Origin of the sequence: Pseudoleptotrichia goodfellowii (assembly GCF_007990505.1) — a bacterium.
Lineage (GTDB): Bacteria > Fusobacteriota > Fusobacteriia > Fusobacteriales > Leptotrichiaceae > Pseudoleptotrichia > Pseudoleptotrichia goodfellowii.
Genome location: NZ_AP019822.1, coordinates 531,574 through 552,707 on the forward strand (window position 1 = coordinate 531,574; position 21,134 = coordinate 552,707).

The window sequence follows — 21,134 nt, forward strand, 5'->3', positions numbered from 1 at the left end:
CCTTAAAAAAACTCCTGTATTACCAAAGTCGGTGTTATTAAAACCGGGGTAAAAGCAGGAGCATATAAATCTATTTTTCAATACTTATTTTAAAATTACTGTTCTTTTACAAATTTCCATACAGTAGGGAGTATTCCTATCATTAATACCATTTTTATTATATCTCCCGGAATGAAAGGAATAAACGCTTTTTCAAATACATTTACACCCGGAAAGAACAATCTGAATTGTAAAAGTCCGAAAAAATATAAAACAAAGTGAGCAAGAAGTAATACAGGAATTAATTTTGCGTAAGATTTTGTTGCTCCTTTATCTGCAAAATATCCGCAAATAAATGCCGCAAATAAGAATCCTATAACAAATCCTCCACTTGGAGAAAAGAAAGGAAAGCCGCTTTTAAGATTTGCAAATACCGGAAGTCCCAACGAACCTGCTGTGATATAAGAAATCAAAGTAGAAGTTCCTAATTTTTTTCCGTAAGTAAGTCCTATGAGCATAACAGCAAAAGTTTGTCCTGTAACAGGTATAACAGTTGAAGGTAAGAAGATTTTTACCTGTGCCATAAGTGCTATAAAAATAGTTCCGCTTAAAACAAGCAATATATTTTTTGCTATTGCATAATGTTTATTTTTAACTGTAACAATATTGTTGATAAGTAAATTCTGATTCATTTTGAACCTCCTGTAATATTATAGTTTTTCAGTAAAAGTATAACCAAAAAAAATTGAAAAGTCAAGGGAATGAGCAGTTATAATAATATTAAAAAATATTAAAGATAGTAAAATGAAACATTTTAATTTTATTGACAAAAAAGTTTATAAGAAGTATAATATGTTACAGAAAAATATTAGTATCGAACACAACTTAATTATTACAATCTGAATAAAACAGTTTTCTGGATTGGGGTGAGAAAAATCGATAAAAAATTAAACGGAACTTATGAAAAGATTTTGCAAACTACAATTAAACTGATTCAGGAAGAAGGCAGTAAAAATCTGACAATGAAAAAAGTTGCAGAAAAAGCTAAAGTGAATAAAGCTCTTGTAAATTATCATTTTACAGGGAAAGAGAATCTTATAAAAGAGGCTGTTTCGGTTATGTCAAAAGATTTATGGGCGATATTCGATGTTTTAGATAATTATGATTTGGATGCTCGATCAAGATTTAAAAAATTTTTGACGGATTTTTTAAATCAGTTAGTAAAATTTAAAGAATCAGTAAAGTATCTTTTGTGTGAAGGAGAATTTTTGTTTGATGAACAAAGGCAATTTTCTGCTTATGTTAAAAATGTAGGATTGCCTAAAATGAAAAAAGTATTATTTGAAATTATCGGAGAAGAAAGTAGAGTTTCGGAAAATTTGATTATAATGCAAATGTTGGGAGCTCTTGCGTTACCTAATCTGATTAATTCAAAAGAAAACGGGGTTTTTAAATTTAAGTTACCTGAAATTGAGAAACAAGTGGAAATAATAGTAGAAAGACTCTGAAAAACTTGAATTTATATCGAGCTGAACTGAGTAAATAATCTTATTAACGATGTTGTCTCAAATGAGAGTCCGTCTACTCTCGTATTCCCGCTAATTGCGGTCTTCGTGACTTCGTCGACTGCAAAGCGGGATTTTTTTAAACATTTAATGAATTCAGTATTTTGAAAAATCGATAAAGTATAGTATAATAATACAAAATAAAAGAAGGGAAGAAAGGGTATCTCAACTCAAATCGAAAGAATGTCCGATTTTTCTCATTATTATTAGAGAAGAAAATGACAGAAATTCAGAAAACATATATTTTTGAGATAGTCTGACCGGATATAATGGAGAAAAAAAGAAAAATTGAATTGGAAACTTTGAATGCTTTAAAAGAAAAGAAAATGAGCGAAGTATTTGGAGATAAGGGGAAAAAAGAAAAAAAAGAACCTAAGAAAAAAGCAAAAAAACAGAATCAATTTAATGAAGGCATTATTATTCAAGTCGGAGAATGCGGAACAAAAAGTTTTATAAAAAAATCTTCTTCGGGGAAAAAGAATTTAAGAAAAATATTTAATGTGGTTGTATTTGGCATATTTCTTTTAATGGCAGGAATAATATGGTTTTTATTCGTCGAATATCAATCTTTTCGGCTATATAAGACTAAAAATAAGGAAATCGTAGCTCTCGGTAAAAAATATGAAGAAGAGCAGAAAATGAAAGCAGCCGAGTTAAAGGATCTGAAAAATTTATCTTTGGACAATGTACAGAATGTTCCTGAAGACAAAAAAAATCTTATGCTAAGTATAATTCCGAGCGGAAGTCCTTTGTTAAGAGAACTTTTTGTAACAAGTCCTTTCGGAGAAAGAGTACACCCGATAACTCATGAAAGAAAATTTCATCATGGAATTGACTTGCGGGTAGATGTGGGAAATCCTGTAGTCTCCACTGCAATAGGGAGAGTAAGTTTTGCAGGAGTAAAAGGCGGTTACGGCAATGTTGTGATTGTAGATCATATGTACGGATTTCAGACAGCTTACGCACATTTGAATAAGATTCTTGTTAAAGAGGGAGAAATAGTAGGTAAAGGAAAAATTATAGCTGAAGGAGGAAATTCCGGACATTCTACGGGTCCTCATTTACATTATGAAGTCCGTTACAACGGAACACCTATACAGCCTAAAAATTTTATAGATTGGGATAGTAAAAATTTTAATATAATATTTAAAAACGAAAGGAGTGTACCATGGGAATATTTTCTAACAATAATGGGAAAGAATTAAATGTTTCTGAGGGAATAAGTGTAATTTCGGCAAAAACGTACGTTAAAGGAGTAATTGAAACTGATACTATGACACAAATCGAAGGAGTTTTGGAAGGAGATATCAAGTGTGATAATACAGTACACGTGAGCGACGGTGGAAGAATAGTGGGAAATATTGTCGCAAAATCAGTATTTGTAGACGGAGAAGTTTCCGGCGATATATTAGCCGAAAAAGTTGAAATAGGAGAAAAAGGTAAAGTATTAGCAAATGTAGTGTCTACATTATTTGTAATTCAGGAGGGAGGAGTATTTGAAGGAAACAAAAAAATGAAAAAAGCGGAAACATATATAGAATATGAAAGCTCCGATGAAGATTCTGAAAGATAAGAATTTTTATCAAAAATATAGAAAGGGATGTAACAGACTATGAAAAAAAATAAGAAAATATTAATATTAGCACTACTGACAGTCGTTATAAGTTGTGGCGGCGGCGGTGGAGGAGGTGGAGGCGGTGGAAATACTTCCAATCCTACACCGAGTATACCTACACCTTCCGTAGATTCATCAAAAGATTCTAACGGAAATATAAAATGGAATGATACAACGAGAACATACAATGCAGGTAATCCTAATAACAAAACTTCAGCGACTACACAAACAGGAGCAGGTGTAACAGTAGGTGTTATAGATATGGGATTCAATACTACAAACATAACATATGCTACGGATATGAGAGATAAGTTCGGTTCAAGACTTGTAAAACCGAGCAGTTACACAGGTCAAACAAGTAATGATAATCACGGTATAATAGTTGCTGAAATAATAGGAGGAAATACTTCTAACGGAATTGCCAAAAATGTAACGATAGCAGTATCTGATGCGTCTAAAAGAGGAAGTGACGGAAAATATCACCCTGATCCTACAATCAGTATGTATAATTTTCTTTATTCAAAAGGGGCAAGAATATTTAATCAGTCATATGGAGTAGACAGTCAGGTAACTGATTCTAAATGGAATAATCCATATTATGTTGAAGCACAAATGGGCTCTGATATATTGAGCTTTTACAAAACTGCTGTAAATGACGGTTCGTTATTTGTGTGGGCTGCCGGTAATAATAAAGAAGACTCTAATCCTTCTCTTGAAGCGGGATTGCCTTATCGTGTTAGTGAGCTTGAAAAAGGATGGATTAATGTTGTCGGATTGGCTCATAGCAATAAAGAAAATCCGGGAAATACAGAATGGAGTAAGCAGGAAAGACTTTCAGGGGCAGGAGTGGCTAAAAACTGGACTGTAAGTGCTGTTTCAGGAATTACTTTTAAAACAGGGGACAATAATTATCAGGCAAACGGCTCATCTTTTGCAGCTCCTATGGTAACTGGGACAGCAGCATTATTAAAGGAAAAATATCCGTGGATGGACGGAAGCCTTATAAGACAAACCATATTATCTACTGCAACCGATATAGGTAAAAAAGGTGTAGATGAAGACTTCGGTTGGGGACTTTTGAATATAGACAAAGCTCTTAAAGGACCTGCATTATTTGATAAAAGACTTGCGTTGGGAGATAATGTAGTTGCCGATGTAACGTCGGGAACATATACTTTCTCCAATGATATAGCAGGAGATGCAGGAATTATAAAAAACGGTACGGGAGAATTAGTTTTAAGCGGTAAAAATACTTTTACCGGAGGAACAAAAGTAAATGCAGGAAGACTGAAATTGGGAAATCAATATGTATCTTCATTGGAAATAGCAAAAATGGGAACGGTTGAAACTACTGAAAATGCTAACTTGGAAAACGGAATAAAAAATGAAGGAACATATGTAAATAGCGGAAGTAATACTGTTATAGGCGGAAATTATGTTGCCTCTTCATCTTCAAAATACGTTTCCGAATTGGGAGCGAGTGCCTATGTAAAAGGTCAGGCAGAATTAAACGGAACTCTTGAAGCATCTGCTGTAAAAGATGGAGAGCAACAATACATAACAGCAAGAGGAGTAAAGGAAAATATAATAACTTCGGATAATGCAATAAAAGGAAACTTCTCCAATGTGGAAACAGAAACTTTACTTAATGCCGATGTTGAAAAATCTGAAAACTCTGTAGATGTTAATTTAAGCAGAAAAAATGTTGAAGATTATGTATCTACTTTGAGTTTATCGGATACAATGAGAAATAACGTAGCTCAAAACATTGAAACATCATTTAAAGAACTTGACAGTCAAATAGAAAACGGAAATACTGAAAATGTAAAATCTTTCTCAAAAAGTGCGGCATTACTGCAAAAACTTTCATTGCCTAATACTGCAGCAGTGCTTGACAGCTTGTCAGGTCAAATATATGCTTCTGCACAGGCATTGACATTCCAGCATTCACAAACAGTGAATAAAGACTTGTCCAATAGACTTGTAATGCTTGGAACATTGGACAACGTAGGAGATAATGCAGGTATATGGGTAACAGGAATAGGAGCAAACGGAAGATTGAGACAGGAAGGCTTCGGAGTAGGAAAAACACATACATACGGAGGACAGGTAGGAATAGATAAAGCATTCGGAAACAGTTTAATATTGGGAACGGCATTATCATATTCAAAATCCGATGTGAAGTTTGACAGATACGGAGGAGAATCCAAAGGAGACGGTTTCGGAATATCGTTATACGGAAGACTTGGAAATAAAGAAGTGCCATATTACTTACAGGGAAGAATAGGATTAGGCTTTATAACAAGTAATGTGGAAAGAGATATACTGTTAGGAAGCGGAGATATATCGAGAGCGAAGATAGAGCATAGAGATAAAGTATTATCGGGATATTTGGAAAGCGGCTATGATGCAAAGATAGGCAGTTTAACAATAACACCTTATGTGGGATTGAGTCATGACACAGTGGAAAGAGGAGCGTTCAGTGAGGAAAACAGTCAGTTCGGATTGACGGCGGATAAGAAGAGATATAATCAGACATCTGCATTGTTGGGATTGAGATTAGGTAAATCAGTAAACTGGAGCAATGGAAGCAAGACGACATTCCAAGGGTATGTAACACAGTATATAGGATTTAAGAAACAGGACTTAAGTTTTGAAGCAGCATACAGCGGACTGTCCAACGCAAGATTCAGAGTAGAAGGGATAGGACTTTCAAAGAACAGTACATGGGCAGGAATAGGAGTATTGACAGAAGTAAATCCTAAGTTTTCATGGTATGTAAACTATGATGCAAAAATGGAGAAAAACAAATTAAACAATAATGTATTTACGACAGGATTCAGATTTAATTTCTAATATTTTAGTTAAATGACTTTTGAATAAGGGGCTGTCTTAAAATAGAAATTTCTATTTTCACAGCCTCTTTTATTATATTTATTTTTCAAAAAATCTGATAAAGTGTTAAAATGAAAATCTTTTTTATAAAAAAGATTTAAAATTAAGGCTATTTTAAATAAAGGACTGGAATATGGAAAAGATTTCAAGTATAATGAAAATAAAAAATAGAATCTAGTAGGGTAGTGAACGATATGGAAAAGATAGAAAAAAAATTATTGGAAGAAAAAGATTTTATAGGAATATTTGGGGTAAATGAACTAAAAAAGTTTTTCAGCATAAAAGAAAAAGAGAAAAAATTCGGAAAAGAATACAAGTTAATATCTAAAAATGAAAAATTGAAATGTATGTTGGAAAGATACAGAATTGATGAAGATTATGAAGTTTCGATTTTGAATACAGTCGGTGAAATGGACAAAGGATTTTTTTATCCTTCAATAAATATGAATATATATGAAATAATGTATTGTTTACATGGAGAATGTATAATTTCTTCGGGTAATGAAAGTTATTTCATGAAAAAAGGCAGTATTTTAATTTATAAAATGAATAATGACAATATAAATGAATACAGTTTTAAAAGCAGTAATTTTAAGAAAATTCTGATTTTTTTGGATATTGATAAATTGGAGACAAGCCTTTCAAAGTCCATAGATAAAAATCTTATTCTTGAGTGGAAAGAAAAAGTTATAAATATTTTTGAAAATAATATATTCTGTTATGGAAAAACAAACTCGGAAATAGATATTTTATCAAATCAGATAGAAAATATGAATATTGATAATATTGATGATTATTTGGAATTTAAAATGAAAATCTTTAAATTTTTATTTTTAATTTTAAAGCTCAGAATAACTCCTGTAAAAGAGGTGTCAATAAATGAAGAAGAAGTTGTAATGAAATTGAAAGGAATGATTGACGGCTATGCAATTTCGGAAATACCTACAATAAAAGAAATGTATGAAACTGTAGGAATAAGCAATTATCATTTGCAAAAGGCATTTAAAAAAATAGAGGGAATTACTATTTATCAGTATGTTCAGAAAAAGAAAATGGACTACTCAAAACATCTGTTAGAAACATCGGATAAAAATATAATCGATATCGCAATGGAAATAGGTTATGAAAATCCGAGCAAATTTTCCAAAACATTTAAAAAGTATTTCGGAATTTTGCCGAGTAAATATTTAAAAAAGAATTGATAAGTAAAAATAATATTTATTTTAGAGATTTTCTTTAATAGGTATTATTTTTTATATTATCATTTATAATATAAAATAGTTTTAAATTAATATTTGTATAGAAAAATTTATTTTGATAGAACTCTTTTCTATAAAGAATATCCCTTTTTTTAAATGCTCCAAAAATTCGTTATTGCTTTTTTAAAAGGTATTTGTTATAATGTTATAAGATAAAATAAAGAAAAAATAAAAGTTATATTTTTATAAGAGTTAATATTAGTTGCTATATTTGAACAAGTATTTTTATGAAAATTTAGTTAATATAAAGATTTAAAAAAAATAAGTTTAAATAAAAATAAAATAATAAATATATAACTGAATTTTTGAAAATATTATTTAAATTTTTATCTTGTAATATTATTGTAATACTAAAAAAGTAAAAATGATATTTGGAGTTGTTTTTTTGTTACAAAAAGAAACGGTGTCGGAAAATATTTCGTTTTAAAATATAATACGGATCTAAAATAATATACATTTTAAGTAAAAAAATTAAAAGTGATTCAATTCTCAATGTGAATGAAAAAATAACCTGATTATCAAATTAAAAATTCAACTAATCATTCAATGCAAAATCGTATCGAAAAATTTTAATAGTAAATAAAAATGGGGAAGTTTTAATGACAGTGTATAAAATAATAATATACAATAAAATCCTTGAAGAGGGATTCAAATAACTACTATATTTATCTTATACAAGGAGGAAGTATGAAAAAAATCATTTTATTACTAGCGGGAATATTAACAGTATCGTCAGTAAGTTATTCGGCACCGCAAAAGAGCTTGGAACAAAGTTTGAATGCGATAGAAGCAAAATTTAATGATTTACTTGAAAAAGAAGCACAGAAGAAAAGAGAGTTTGAAGCACAGAAAGCACAACTGGAAGCAGAAGTTGAAGACTTGAAAGCAAAAGAACAGGGGAAAGAAAAACTGTTTGAAAAGCTGAAAAAGGATTCGGAAGTAAGATGGTTAAGAGACAAGTATAAACAGGTTCTTAACAATTACGACACATACTATAAAAACATAGCAAAAATGATAAGAGAAAAAGAGCAGAAGATAAGTGAATTAGAAGCAATGTTATCAGTGATGAATTAGGAGGGAAGTAATGAAAAAGATAGTAATGTTGGGCTTACTTGCGATAGGAAGTATAGTAATGGCAGAGAGTGCACAGGACGTATTAAGAAAAGCAAGAGAAGACTATTATAGACAACAAAAAGAGGCATCAAGACCTGTAAGAGAAGAAAAAGTAAAAGAAAAGAAAGTGTTAAGAAGAGAAACAGCTGAAGGGAATGTACAGGAAGTGACATTGGATGTAGAAGAAGAAGCAGTAGAAGAAGTAAAACCAAAGACACCGATGGAAAAACTTGAGTATAATGCAGCAAAGGCAAAAGACAGAGTGGACTTTTACGAAAGAGTAGTGAGAAGTGTAGAAAGAGAAGAAAAAGAATTAAACGGATATAATGAAGTAATAGGCAAGAAAAAGAAAGTAAAGAAAGTAGTAGAGAAAAAAGTAAGAGAGCCTAAGAAAGTAAATAAGAAGAAATAGGAGGAAGCAATGAAAGTGAGAAAAGCGATAGGGTTGTTGGCAGGATTAGTACTGTTAATGACACAAATAAGTTACAGTGACCCTGCAGTGGACAGATTATTGAAAGAAGCGAGAAAAAGACAGGCAGAGGAAGCGAAGCAGGAGAAGGTAGAAGAAGTGACAGTGGAAGAAACACCTGTTACAACAGAAACACCAAACAGTATACAAAAGAGAGCGGCAGAAATAAAAAGAGAATCACAAAGTAAAAAAAGTCAAGAAATGAAGATGAAAAAAGATGCCCAGATGCAAAAGAAAGCAGAAATGAGAGCAAATAAGGCAAGACAGAAGAACATGACAGAAAGTGAAAAGATGAATGTAGAAATACAGAGAATCAAAAAAAGAGTGGATGAAATAAACAACAATATAGAAACATTCCACAAAACAAATGAAGCGTTAGAGAAAATGGAAGAGAGACTGGAAGGTATACAAAGTAAAATGAAACTTTTAACTTCCTTTTTTGAAAAAAGGAAGCGAAAAAACAAACGACAAAATTTTACTAACTCGAAATAACTGACTACACTATAAAAACAACAAACTCGCTACGCTCAAACAGTTGTTTTTATGACGTTTCGTTACGTATTTCTCGAAGTAAAATTTAAATGTCGGAAGTAAAGAAAACTTCAACGTTGTAAAATATGATGTTGAGAGAAAAATAAAAATATAACAGGAGAGGTAGAAAATATGAAAAAGATAGCAATAGCATTAGGATTAGGAGCATTGGCAGTATCATGTACAAATGCAAAGTTGGTAAACTATAATACAGATAGATTAGACAATATAGAAGCATATTTGAAAGAAAATAAATTTGTAAAACCTTCGGATAATTTAGAAAAATTGAAAAATGAAGGACAAATAGAATATACAACACAATATAAGTCATTGGAAAGAGAGGCGGACGCATGGAAAGAAAGTCAAGAGCAATAATATTAATGATGTTGTTATTGATGCTTTCGATTCCTACGATGGCTTTCAGAAAGCTTACGACAACACAAATAAGAGAAAATTCGATAAGAATAAATGCATTGGAATTGGATGAAATAGATATAACAAAAGTAAAAGGACCGAAAGAAGTAACAGTAGTATTGGATGAGAGATCATTGTTATTTGATTTTGACAAGTCTAATGTAAAACCTCAATATTACGGAATATTACAAAACTTGAAAGAATACATAGAAGTAAACGACTATGATGTAACAATCATAGGACATACAGACTCTAAGGGAACAAATGAATACAACATGAAACTCGGAATGAGAAGAGCGGAAAGTGTAAAAGCTAAAATGATAGAGTTTGGAGTGCCTGCAAGCAGAATAGTGGGAGTAGAATCAAGAGGAGAAGAAGAACCTGTAGCAACAAATGACACAGCAGAAGGAAGAGCATTGAACAGAAGAATAGAATTTAAACTTGTGAGAAAAAATTAATAAACAAGAATAAAATCTATTGAAAACAGACGAAATTTAAAAAACAGGATGAGAATAAGAGATAAAGAAGAAAAAGCGATAAGAAATGAGAGGAAAATAAAAGGAATTTAGTTATAGAAAGGAAGAAATTATGAGTAATAATTTGAAGAAAATGGAAAAAGATTTAAGAGCTTTTGCTAAAAGATCAAAAGATGTAAAATATACAAAAGGTCTTCTATTCAGCTTTCTATTAATGGGAATGTTGACATTTTCCGATACATTGACATCACCTGAAGTTAAGAGCACAGAAAATGCTATAAATCAGACAAGAAAAGAATTGAATACATCAATAAACGATTTACATGTGGCGTTTAAACAGGCCAAAAGAGATAACAACAGATTATTGAAAAGAGCAAATTTGGAATTGATTCAGTTAATGGAACAGGGAGACCATGTAGTAAAATCACCATGGAGCAGCTGGCAAATGGGAATGAACTACTTCTACAGTGACTGGAGAGGAACTTACAAAGGTAGAGGAGATAAGGCAGAAAAATATCCTTATGAAGGTATATTTCAAAGAGATAAAGATGAATTTAATAGATATATAGCACCGAACAGTGAAAATTATGGATTATTACCTACATCAACTAATCCTAGATCTGCTGCTTCTAATCAAAGAACAAATTTAAATGGCTATGGTATTGCTAGTACTCAACCTGTTCCTGAACCACCTGCTGTAACAGAAGTAAATGCTGGGATAAATCCTAAGAGTGTAAATAAAGTGCCTTTAAATATTGCTGCTAAGACTGCAAACTCACCAACATTGCCAGAAGCAGTAAAATTTGCACCTATAGATCCAAAAATAGTTATACCTGCTGATCCAGATTTACCGGAAGCACCTAAATTTTCAGTAGTACTAGGAGCAGACTGTAATGAAGGATGTGACAGTTCTGCTTCTACACCTAGACAAAATACAAAAGGAAACTTTCTAGGATCGGAAGAAAATCAAAGTAAACAAAATATCGATACAATCTTACATTATACTTGGCCAAATAATACAGGTGCAGAAAAATCCTATGCATTTAAAATGTATAAAGAAGGAGATACAACAAATTTACCAGCTCCTTCAAGCGGAAATACATACTATTTTAATTCATATAATTTTGGTGGAACAAAGGAATTTGCAAATGGTGTTGTGGCTTCTCAAGGAGATAATAAAAATAATCAACGTTTCTTTATAGGAGGGTCCAGATTCTGGGAAATTGATAATATTAGCTCAGGGACATTCGAATTTCCAAATGGGAAAAAATTAAATCTTGGTGGAATTCTTACTCTTGGTCTTGTATCTCAAGAAAATGGAACAGAATTAAAAAATTCTGGAACGATAACTGATGAAGAAGAAAAAGATGAAAAATGGATTAAAGAAATGCCTTATGATCCTGGAAAAGATTATTTAACTATAAAAGGTCCAACGGAAGATTATAAAGTAAAAAGAAGTGGAGAGGGATATGTAGGTTACAAGGTTGGAATTGCACAAGTTCAAGAAAATGGGTCGAATTCATATGGTGCAATCAATCAAAAAATGACAAACTCTCCAACAGGAAAAATTAATTTCTTTGGAGAAAGATCTATTGGTATGTATGTATACTTACCAGGAAGTACAACTTATGCAATAATGAAAAATGAAGGAGAAATTAATCTAAGAGGAAGCGAAAGCTATGGTATGAAAATAGCTGCAAAGTCTGCTGACAGAGCAGAAATGGTAAATGCCTCAACAGGAAAAATTACATTAGGTAAAAATGGTAAAGATAGTGCAAGTAACTCAATTGCTATGGCATTAACTGCTGATAACACTGTTGCTAATGGCGTAAGCTTAAAAAGAGGAAATGCAAGAAATGAAGGTACAATAACATTGAAAGATGTTCAAAATTCAATAGGAACATATGTAAATGTAGATTCTAATATAACAAATACTTCTACCGGTAAAATTAATATTAATTCAACTATAGCAAAATTAACAGAAGCTGAGAAAAATGCCGGAAAGAAACAAGCTTTTAATATGGGAATGAGAGCAGATTCTCATGCAGGTGCAGAAATTATAAATAATGGAGAAATAACTATTGATGGATCTTATGCTATTGGAATGTTAGCTAAAGGTTCTAAATTAGTAAATACTAAAACAATAAGCAGTACAAATGTAAAAAATGGTATAGGTATTGTAGGTATGAATGGAGCAACTGTTGAAAACAGAGGAACTGTTAAAGTTGTTGGAACAGGAAATACTAACAATATAGGAGTACTTATAAATTCTGGTTCTACAGGAACTGTTGGAACAATGGCACCAGGAGCCAGTGCACCATCAGTAGAAGTTTCAGGAGATAATTCTACTGGAGTTCTTGTAACAGGTGCTGGCAGTTCATTAACTTTAAAAGGAAATGTAAAAGTATCTGGAAATAGTATAACAGGTATAGTGGCAGATGGGACCAATGTTAAATTAGAAGATGATGCGACTGTAACAGTTGATGATAATGGCTCAGAAGCAGGAGAAATAGATAAAAAAGGCTCTTATGGTATAGTTGTAAGAGGCTCAGCAGGAAAGTTTGAAGGAACTGGTACAACAGTTAATGCAAAAGTAAAAACAGATAAGTCTATAGGATTGTATTCTGAAGGAAACTTAACTGTAAAAAAAGCTAATATAACTGCAACAGATGGTGCGATAAATTTCTTTGCAAAAGATGGAAAAATAAACATAACAGGTGGAGGAACTACTGTAACAGGACAAAAATCATTATTATTTTATACAAGTGGAACTGGAAAAGTTACTCTTGGTGGAGCAATGACATCAACAATAAAAGGTGGAACTACTCCAAATACAAGAGGAACAGCTTTTTATTATGTATCTCCAACAAGATATGGAACTTTTGATAAAACAGCTATTCAGAATTATTTTAATAATACTTTTGGTAATGGAACAAGCACATTAAATAATTTAACATTAAATATGGAACAAGGTTCAAGATTATTTGTTGCTTCCAATGTTGGAATGAATTTGTCAGATACATCAGCAACAAATTTAATGTCAGGTATAACAAATGCCCCAACAATAAATGGTTCAAATTATAAAACATTCATGTTGTATTTGAGTAAATTAACTATAAATCAACCTGTTGATTTAAATGATTCTAATAGTAATTATGCACAGTTAGAAATCGCAAATTCATCTATTGATAATGCTAATCAGATGACAGGAAGCCAAAATAGACAAGTTGCGATGGCACAGGAAAACGGAAATGATACAAGTGGAAATGGATACAACCCTGGAGAAGTAACGCTTACAAATACAGCAACAGGGACAATAAATCTTACTGGAGAAGAAACAACAGGGATATATGCAAAAAGAGGAATTATAAGAAATGAAGGAACAATAAGTGTAGGTAAAAAATCTACGGCTATATATCTTGTAGAAGATGACAGAGGTCCTGCGGATGGATCAAAAGCTGCAAATGATGCAACAGGAACGATAAAATTAGGAGAAAATTCAACTGGAATATTCTATAAGGTAAATTCTGCAGGTACACACACAGGAACAGCAGGAGGAGTGTCTAATGCAGGTAGAATAGAATCTACAGCAAATAATGTAACAGGAATATCAATTGACAACCCACATAGTACGGCAAGAATATTCAGAAATGAATCATCAGGAGTGATAGACTTACAAGGACAGGAATCAACTGGAATATTTGCAACAGGAACAGGAACATATGAAGCATCAAATGAGGGTAAAATAAACCTTGCATCATCAACAAATATTAATAAACCTAATATAGGAATGTACACTGATAAATCATCAATAACATTAAATAATAATGGTACAATAACAGGTGGAAACAAGACAGTAGGAATATATGGATACAATGTCAATCTTGGAAGTACTTCAGTTGCTAAAACAGGAACAGGAGGAACAATAGTATATTCAAAAGGTGGAAATGTTGTTGCAAATGGGAAACTTTCAGTAGGAGAAGATGGAGCAGAAGGAGCAAATGATGCAGTAGGAGTTTACTATGTAGGACAGGGAGGAACAGTAACAAGTAATGCAAGTGAAATAAATATAGGAAATAGTGCATATGGATTTGTTATACAAAATGAACACGGTGCAGGAGTAACATTAACAACAAACACAGCTAATGTAACACTAAAAAATGATTCAGTTTATTCTTATTCAAATAATAGAGCAGGGACAGTTATAAACAATACAGTTTTAAATTCTACTGGAAATGGAAACTATGGAATCTATAGTGCAGGAACAGTTACAAATAATAGAGATATAAATTTTGGAACAGGTATAGGTAATGTAGGAATGTATAGTATATTTGGTGGAACAGGAACGAATAATGCAACTATAACAGTAGGAGCCTCTGATACAGCGAGAGAAAAATTTGGAATAGGAATGGCTGCAGGATATAAAACAAGAGACTCAGCAAATATAATAAATAGCCCTACAGGAGTAATAAATGTAAATGGTAAGAACAGTATTGGAATGTATGCGACTGGAGCTTCATCAACTGCAATAAATAAAGGTACAATAAATCTTAGAGGAGAAAATTCAGTAGGGATGTATCTGGATAATGGAGCAACAGGAATAAATGAAGGAACAATAACAACTGTTGGTTCTCCTAAAGGAGCTAAAGGAGTAGTTTTAAGTAATAATTCGAAATTGATAAATAGAGCAGGAGCTAAAATTAATATAAATTCTGCAGAAGGATTTGGAATATACAGAGTAAATTCTGAAGAAACAAATATTACTATAGCAAACTATGGAGATATAACAGTAAGTGGTGGAGCAACAGCTAGTGGAAAGTTTGATCCAACAGGAGGAAAAGAATTAGAGAAGACAGCAGGAGGAGTAACATTAAAAGCACCTAAAGGTACTACAGATGTTAATATAACATCAAAAGGAAAACCTGTACCAAATGTTGAAAAAATAACTGATCCAATAGGACATAGAGGGAATGCTTTGATATCAAGATTAGGAATGTATGTTGATACTTTAAGAGGAACTAATCCTATAAATGGATTAGAGAAGTTAAATGTTAAAAAAGCTGAATTATTATATGGAGTAGAAGCTGCGCAAAATTCAAACTCTAAATATTTTGAAGTTTCTGGGAAAATTTTAAAACCATATCAGGATGCTGTAAAAAAAGCAACAGGAATGAAATGGAGTCATAATTCTGCTTCTTTTACATGGATGGCATTACCTTCAGTTGATGGAAATGGAGTACCTTTAAAAGTTGGAATGGCAAAAATACCATATACAGAATTTGCTGGGAAAAAACCAACACCAGTTGAGGTAACTGATACATATAATTTCTTAGATGGTTTAGAACAAAGATATGATAAAAATGCTCTTGAATCTAGAGAAAAATTATTATTTAATAAATTAAATGGAATAGGAAAAAATGAAGCAGTTCTATTCTATCAGGCAGTAGATGAAATGATGGGACACCAGTATGCAAATGTACAGCAGAGAATATATGGAACAGGAAGAATGATAGATAAGGAAATCAGTCATCTGTCTAAAGAGTGGGATACTAAGTCTAAACAGTCAAATAAGATAAAACTATTTGGAATGAGAGACGAATATAATACAGATACAGCAGGAGTAATAGATTATACAAGTAATGCATATGGAATTGCATATCTGCATGAAGATGAAACAGTTAAACTTGGAAACAGATCAGGATGGTATGCAGGAGCGGTATATAACAGATTCAAGTTCAAGGATATTGGAAGATCAGAAGAAAATCAGACTATGTTAAAACTTGGAATCTTCAAGACAATGTCACCGGTAGCAGACCATAACGGAAGTCTTCAATGGACAATATCAGGAGAAGGATATGTATCAAGAAACGACATGCACAGAAAGTATCTTGTAGTTGATGAAATCTTCAATGCGAATTCAGACTATACAACATATGGAGTGGCAGTTAAGAACGAACTTGGATATAATATAAGAACAAGTGAAAGAACAAGCATAAGACCATACGGAAGTTTAAAACTTGAATATGGAAGATTCAATACAATAAAGGAGAAAACAGGAGAAGTAAGACTTGAAGTAAAAGGAAATGATTATTACTCTGTAAAACCTGAAGTAGGAATCGAATTCAAATATAAACAACCTATGGCAGTAAGAACGACATTTACGACTACATTAGGTTTAGGATATGAAAACGAACTTGGAAAAGTAGGAAATGTAAAAAATAAAGGAAGAGTGGCATATACTGATGCGGACTGGTTTAATATAAGAGGAGAAAAAGACGACAGAAGAGGAAACTTTAAAGCGGATTTGAACCTCGGAATAGAAAATCAGAGATTCGGAGTAACATTGAATGCAGGATATGACACAAAAGGTAAAAACATAAGAGGCGGATTAGGACTTAGAGTTATTTACTAATAGTTTCTAAATAAGGGAAAGAGTAATTTCAAAGAGCTGAAATACTCTTTCTTTTTATATGATAAGGAACTTTTAAAAGTTATTGACAGGAGAGAATAAAAAATATAAAATATGAAAAATAAAATTATTCGGGAGGATTATCCATGGGGAAAAATAAGAATTTGAAGTTTAATAAATTATTAATGGCTGTATTTATATGTCTGCAAATGTCCTGTAATTCCGAAAACCAAAGTAAGGATGTGAAAAATGATAATTCACAAACTATACAGCAAAATGAAGAGAATATGAAAAATAACATTGTGAATCCGAAGGGAACTACAATAGAAACAAGGTATAATGTGCCTGCAGGATATAAAAGAGTACAGGCGGAAGAAGGAAGTTTTGCACAATTTTTGAGAAATCAGAAATTGAAACCTTACGGAGAAAAAGCTTTATTTTTTAACGGAGAAGCTAAAAGAAGTGAGGGAATATACGACAGTGTTATAGATGTGGAAATAGGTGACAGAGATTTGCATCAATGTGCAGATGCGATAATGCTGTTGAGAGGAGAATATTTTTATTCAAAAAAAGAATATGACAAAATAAATTTTAAATTTGTTTCGGGATTCGATGCAAAATATTCCAAATGGATGGAAGGATACAGAATAAATCCTGAGGGCAAAGGTTCCTATTACAAAAAAACAGGCAGTTCAAATACATACAAAGATTTCAGAAATTTTATGACTATAGTTTTTGCATATTCGGGAACTCTTTCTTTGGAAAATGAAATGAAACCTCAAGCATTGAAAGATATGAAAATCGGAGATGTATTTATAATGGGTGGAAGTCCCGGTCATGCAGTAATAATCGTAGATATGGCTGTAAATGATAAAGGAGAAAAAATATTTATGTTAGCCCAATCCTACATGCCTGCACAACAGACACAAATACTTATAAATCCTGAAAATAGTGATATGAAAGTCTGGTATTCGTTAAAAAATAAAGATATTCTTGTAACTCCTCAATGGAGATTTTCTGTGGATAAATTAAGAAGTTTTTAGGGAAGTAAAAGATTTTATTTGGAAAACCGGGTATGAAACGGATTATGTTAAAATTTATATAAATTTTTTAAAAATTTAAGTATTTTATGGTATAATCTCAAACAGATTTGAGAAAGGAGAAAAGGATAAATATTAAATTTTATTTATCGTAATAAAACTATGGAAATTGTTTACTTTATAATTGTGATAGCAATAATAATTGCAGCTTGGGTAGGATTGGCATATTTTATGAATTTTTGCCTTCAAATGAGAATAAAACGTGTATTCAATTCAAAAAGAATGACTGACGAAAGAATCGTGAAAGAATATAAAGGATTGGATGTGATGTCTACAATATTTATATTTTACGGAGGTCCTGTAGGATTCTTTTTGGCAAAGAAAAAATTTATTCCTGAACTTAAGAAAACAATGGAAGAAAAAATGAGAGAAAGAAATATTGAGTTTTAATAATTAAATAAAAGGGGGGATTATTGGGTAGGATTAAATTTTTGTCTGATTTTTTGTAAAAATTTTAAAATAATAGTTGAAATTGTAAAAAAAATGTAGTATAATAATTAAGCATTAAGAAGTGGTCGCATAGCTCAGTTGGGAGAGCACCTGCCTTACAAGCAGGGGGTCATTGGTTCGAGCCCAATTGTGACCACCATTTTTATGGAGGTGTAGCTCAGTTGGTTAGAGTGCTTGCCTGTCACGCAAGATGTCGCGAGTTCGAGTCTCGTCACTTCCGCCATTTGCCCAGATAGCTCAGTCGGTAGAGCAAGGGACTGAAAATCCCTGTGTCCGTGGTTCGATTCCGCGTCTGGGCACCATTCAGTTTAAATAAAAAAGTTGATTAAATTGACAATAATAGAGTTGTCAATTATTTTTTTGTGAGTACAGGAATGTAAAAATTTCTTTCGATATAGCTAGATGTTATGTTATAATAAACTTGTAGCATTACAAAAATGTAAATTGATAGTTAACTGTAATAATAGGAGAGTATAAATTATGGAATATTGTACTTTAAAAGCATTAAAAAAAATAGGAGAAAGTATAGCAGAACATTTTGGAGAAAATTGTGAAGTTTTGATTCATGATATAAAATCTGATGGACATGACAGCAGAATTGTATATATAAAAAACGGACATGTTTCAGGCAGACATTTAGGAGACGGACCGTCAAGAATTATTTTGGAATCTTCTCAAAAAAAACTTTCTAAAATAAAAGATAATCTTTGTTATTTGACTAAAACAAAAGACGGAAAAATATTAAAGTCAAGTACTTTGTTTTTTTCTGATAAGACTAAAAAAAGATTGAAATACGTATTATCAATAAATTATGATATAACTCATTTATTAGTAGTGGATGCAGCTATACAAACTATCATCAGTACAGGGAAAGATAAAAATAAAGAGGCTATAGAAATACCGAATAATGTAAATGATCTATTAGAGAGTCTTATAGAAAAATCTGTGGAATTAATAGGGAAGCCTGCTCCTCTCATGACAAAGATTGAAAAGAAAAAAGCCATAAAATATTTAAATGAAGCAGGAGCATTTTTAATAACTAAATCAGGTGATAGGATTTCTCAATATTTCGGGATTTCAAAATACACTTTATATAGTTATATAGATATAAAAAATACCGAAAAAGATAATAAAAAAATAATTTCTAAAAAAGAAATAGTCTAGGAGAAGATAACTGTAAGTAGAATAGAATATGATATTTAAAAAGAGTTGTAAATATAGGACAACTCTCTTTTTTTTATAAAAAATTATATGAATAATAAATAACTGTGAACTTTGTTCCCGGCGAAACAAAAAAACTAAAAAAAAATTAGATAAAAAAATTTTTTTTAGATTTCTCTTGCTAATTTATATTTAATGGGGTAAAATAAAAGTAAAGAGGCATTTTGTTTTATTAGAATTTTAAAATGATAAAATTTTCTTTTAAAAAAGGAGGAAAATACAATGGATTTTAGTAAAATTAGAAAAGATGCAAAAAAATACAAAAAAGTAATAATAAAATTTTTAAAAGAAATTATGTATTTCCCGTAGAAAATCATATAAATTATATTAAATGAACAATTATAAGTAAAATAGGAGTGATAAACAATGGTAAATATAAAAAAATATATAAAAATATTAGAAAAGCTTAATTTTAAGAGCATGTATAATAGTGATTTTTTCTTGACATGGGAAAAAACCGGAGATGAACTAGATGCTGTTTTTATAGTAGCAGATGCTCTTCGATATTTAAGAGAAAATAATATCTCATCTAAAATATTTGATTCAGGATTAGGAATTTCATTGTTTAGAGATAATTCTACAAGAACCAGATTTTCTTTTGCATCTGCCTGTAATTTGTTAGGTTTAGAAGTTCAGGATTTGGATGAAGGAAAAAGTCAGATTGCCCATGGTGAAACAGTTAGGGAAACAGCAAATATGATATCATTTATGGCAGATGTTATAGGTATTCGTGATGATATGTATATCGGAAAAGGAAACAAATATATGCATGATGTAGTTAATGCGGTTACTGAAGGAAATAAAGACGGTGTATTGGAACAAAAACCTACTTTAGTAAATCTTCAATGTGATATAGATCATCCAACTCAAAGTATGGCAGATGCGTTACATTTAATACATGAATTTGGTGGAGTGGAGAATTTAAAAGGGAAAAAAATTGCTATGAGTTGGGCATATTCTCCTTCTTATGGAAAGCCATTAAGTGTACCTCAAGGAATAGTGGGTCTTATGACAAGATTTGGGATGGAAGTGGTGCTAGCTCATCCTAAAGGATATGAAATTATGCCTGAAGTTCAAAAAGTAGCTGAAAAAAATGCTATAGAATCAGGAGGAACATTTAAAGTTACAAATGATATGAAAGAAGCATTTAAAAATGCAGATATAGTTTATCCGAAGAGTTGGGCACCATTTGTAGCAATGGAAAAAAGAACAGTTTTATACGGTAATGGGGATACTCAGGGAATCAAAGAGTTAGAGAAAGAGTTGTTAGAAGAAAATTCAAAGCATAAAGATTGGGAATGTACTGAAGAATTTATGAAAAATACTAAAAATGGAAAAGCTTTATATTTACATTGCTTGCCGGCTGATATTTCAGGAGTTTCCTGTGAGAAAGGTGAAGTAGAAGCTTCAGTATTTAATAGATATAGAATACCCTTATATAAGCAAGCAAGTTTCAAACCCTATATTATAGCAGCTATGATATTCTTATCTAAAGTAAAAGAACCTGAAAAAACATTGGAAAATCTTATGATTCAAAATAAAATTCGATGGAATTTCTAGAGAATTATAGGAGAATAATAAAAGGTTGTGTATTTTATCAAGTCTTTTAACAGAGAAAAATTATAAATAGTTATATTT

16 protein-coding genes and 3 tRNA genes are annotated in these 21,134 nt (G+C 31.5%); 18 read left to right on the forward strand and 1 reads right to left on the reverse strand.

Going from position 1 to position 21,134, the window contains the following annotated elements; genetic code table 11:
• Positions 1 to 95 precede the first annotated feature (95 nt).
• A complete protein-coding gene (locus FVE72_RS02725) occupies positions 96 to 671 on the reverse strand; it encodes a biotin transporter BioY (RefSeq protein WP_026737161.1) in 576 nt (191 codons plus the stop codon).
• Between the two features lie 234 nt (positions 672 to 905).
• Here FVE72_RS02725 and FVE72_RS02730 point away from each other — a divergent pair, with 234 nt between their 5' ends.
• The 18 genes from FVE72_RS02730 to ygeW all read left to right on the forward strand — a co-directional run bounded on the left by FVE72_RS02730 (position 906) and on the right by ygeW (position 21,056).
• Entirely contained in the window at positions 906 to 1,487 is a 582-nt protein-coding gene (locus FVE72_RS02730) for a TetR/AcrR family transcriptional regulator (RefSeq protein WP_026737162.1), read from the forward strand.
• Positions 1,488 to 1,813: 326 nt separating this feature from the next.
• Positions 1,814 to 2,749 (forward strand): M23 family metallopeptidase, encoded by a 936-nt coding sequence (locus FVE72_RS02735; RefSeq protein ID WP_051411729.1) that lies wholly within the window; start codon positions 1,814 to 1,816, stop codon positions 2,747 to 2,749.
• The gene (locus tag FVE72_RS02740; protein ID WP_006807248.1) at positions 2,713 to 3,117 is read left to right on the forward strand and encodes a bactofilin family protein; all 405 of its coding nucleotides are present in this window, start codon (positions 2,713 to 2,715) and stop codon (positions 3,115 to 3,117) included. The genes FVE72_RS02735 and FVE72_RS02740 overlap by 37 nt, the downstream gene beginning before the upstream one ends.
• A 39-nt stretch (positions 3,118 to 3,156) precedes the next feature.
• Positions 3,157 to 6,015, forward strand: a complete 2,859-nt coding sequence (locus FVE72_RS02745) for an autotransporter serine protease (RefSeq protein WP_026737163.1) — start codon at positions 3,157 to 3,159, stop codon at positions 6,013 to 6,015.
• A 233-nt stretch (positions 6,016 to 6,248) separates the two neighbouring features.
• Entirely contained in the window at positions 6,249 to 7,256 is a 1,008-nt protein-coding gene (locus FVE72_RS02750) for a helix-turn-helix transcriptional regulator (RefSeq protein WP_026737164.1), read from the forward strand.
• Positions 7,257 to 8,000: 744 nt separating this feature from the next.
• Positions 8,001 to 8,387, forward strand: a complete 387-nt coding sequence (locus FVE72_RS02755) for an adhesion protein FadA (RefSeq protein WP_026737165.1) — start codon at positions 8,001 to 8,003, stop codon at positions 8,385 to 8,387.
• Between the two features lie 10 nt (positions 8,388 to 8,397).
• Positions 8,398 to 8,838, forward strand: coding sequence for a hypothetical protein (locus FVE72_RS02760; RefSeq protein WP_036056037.1), 441 nt, complete (start codon positions 8,398 to 8,400; stop codon positions 8,836 to 8,838).
• A gap of 9 nt (positions 8,839 to 8,847) precedes the next feature.
• Positions 8,848 to 9,387 (forward strand): hypothetical protein, encoded by a 540-nt coding sequence (locus FVE72_RS02765; protein WP_180321552.1) that lies wholly within the window; start codon positions 8,848 to 8,850, stop codon positions 9,385 to 9,387.
• Positions 9,388 to 9,558: 171 nt separating this feature from the next.
• On the forward strand, positions 9,559 to 9,801 hold the full coding sequence (locus FVE72_RS02770) for a hypothetical protein (RefSeq protein WP_006808102.1): 243 nt from the start codon (positions 9,559 to 9,561) through the stop codon (positions 9,799 to 9,801).
• Entirely contained in the window at positions 9,777 to 10,298 is a 522-nt protein-coding gene (locus FVE72_RS02775) for an OmpA family protein (RefSeq protein ID WP_036056040.1), read from the forward strand. The genes FVE72_RS02770 and FVE72_RS02775 overlap by 25 nt, the downstream gene beginning before the upstream one ends.
• A 130-nt stretch (positions 10,299 to 10,428) precedes the next feature.
• On the forward strand, positions 10,429 to 16,728 hold the full coding sequence (locus FVE72_RS02780; RefSeq protein ID WP_026737169.1) for an autotransporter-associated N-terminal domain-containing protein: 6,300 nt from the start codon (positions 10,429 to 10,431) through the stop codon (positions 16,726 to 16,728).
• A 284-nt stretch (positions 16,729 to 17,012) separates the two neighbouring features.
• Positions 17,013 to 17,768, forward strand: coding sequence for a DUF4846 domain-containing protein (locus FVE72_RS02785; RefSeq protein ID WP_232049497.1), 756 nt, complete (start codon positions 17,013 to 17,015; stop codon positions 17,766 to 17,768).
• Between the two features lie 159 nt (positions 17,769 to 17,927).
• The gene (locus FVE72_RS02790) at positions 17,928 to 18,215 is read left to right on the forward strand and encodes a hypothetical protein (RefSeq protein WP_026737171.1); all 288 of its coding nucleotides are present in this window, start codon (positions 17,928 to 17,930) and stop codon (positions 18,213 to 18,215) included.
• A 123-nt stretch (positions 18,216 to 18,338) separates the two neighbouring features.
• A tRNA-Val gene (locus FVE72_RS02795) sits at positions 18,339 to 18,414 on the forward strand.
• Between the two features lie 7 nt (positions 18,415 to 18,421).
• Positions 18,422 to 18,498: transfer RNA gene (locus FVE72_RS02800), tRNA-Asp, on the forward strand.
• A gap of 3 nt (positions 18,499 to 18,501) precedes the next feature.
• Positions 18,502 to 18,577: transfer RNA gene (locus FVE72_RS02805), tRNA-Phe, on the forward strand.
• Between the two features lie 178 nt (positions 18,578 to 18,755).
• Positions 18,756 to 19,439: a helix-turn-helix transcriptional regulator gene (locus FVE72_RS02810; protein WP_006806687.1), complete on the forward strand. Its 684-nt coding sequence runs from the start codon at positions 18,756 to 18,758 to the stop codon at positions 19,437 to 19,439.
• A 423-nt stretch (positions 19,440 to 19,862) separates the two neighbouring features.
• Complete coding sequence (gene ygeW / locus FVE72_RS02815) at positions 19,863 to 21,056, forward strand: knotted carbamoyltransferase YgeW (protein ID WP_006806698.1); 1,194 nt, start codon at positions 19,863 to 19,865, stop codon at positions 21,054 to 21,056.
• Positions 21,057 to 21,134: the final 78 nt, after the last annotated feature.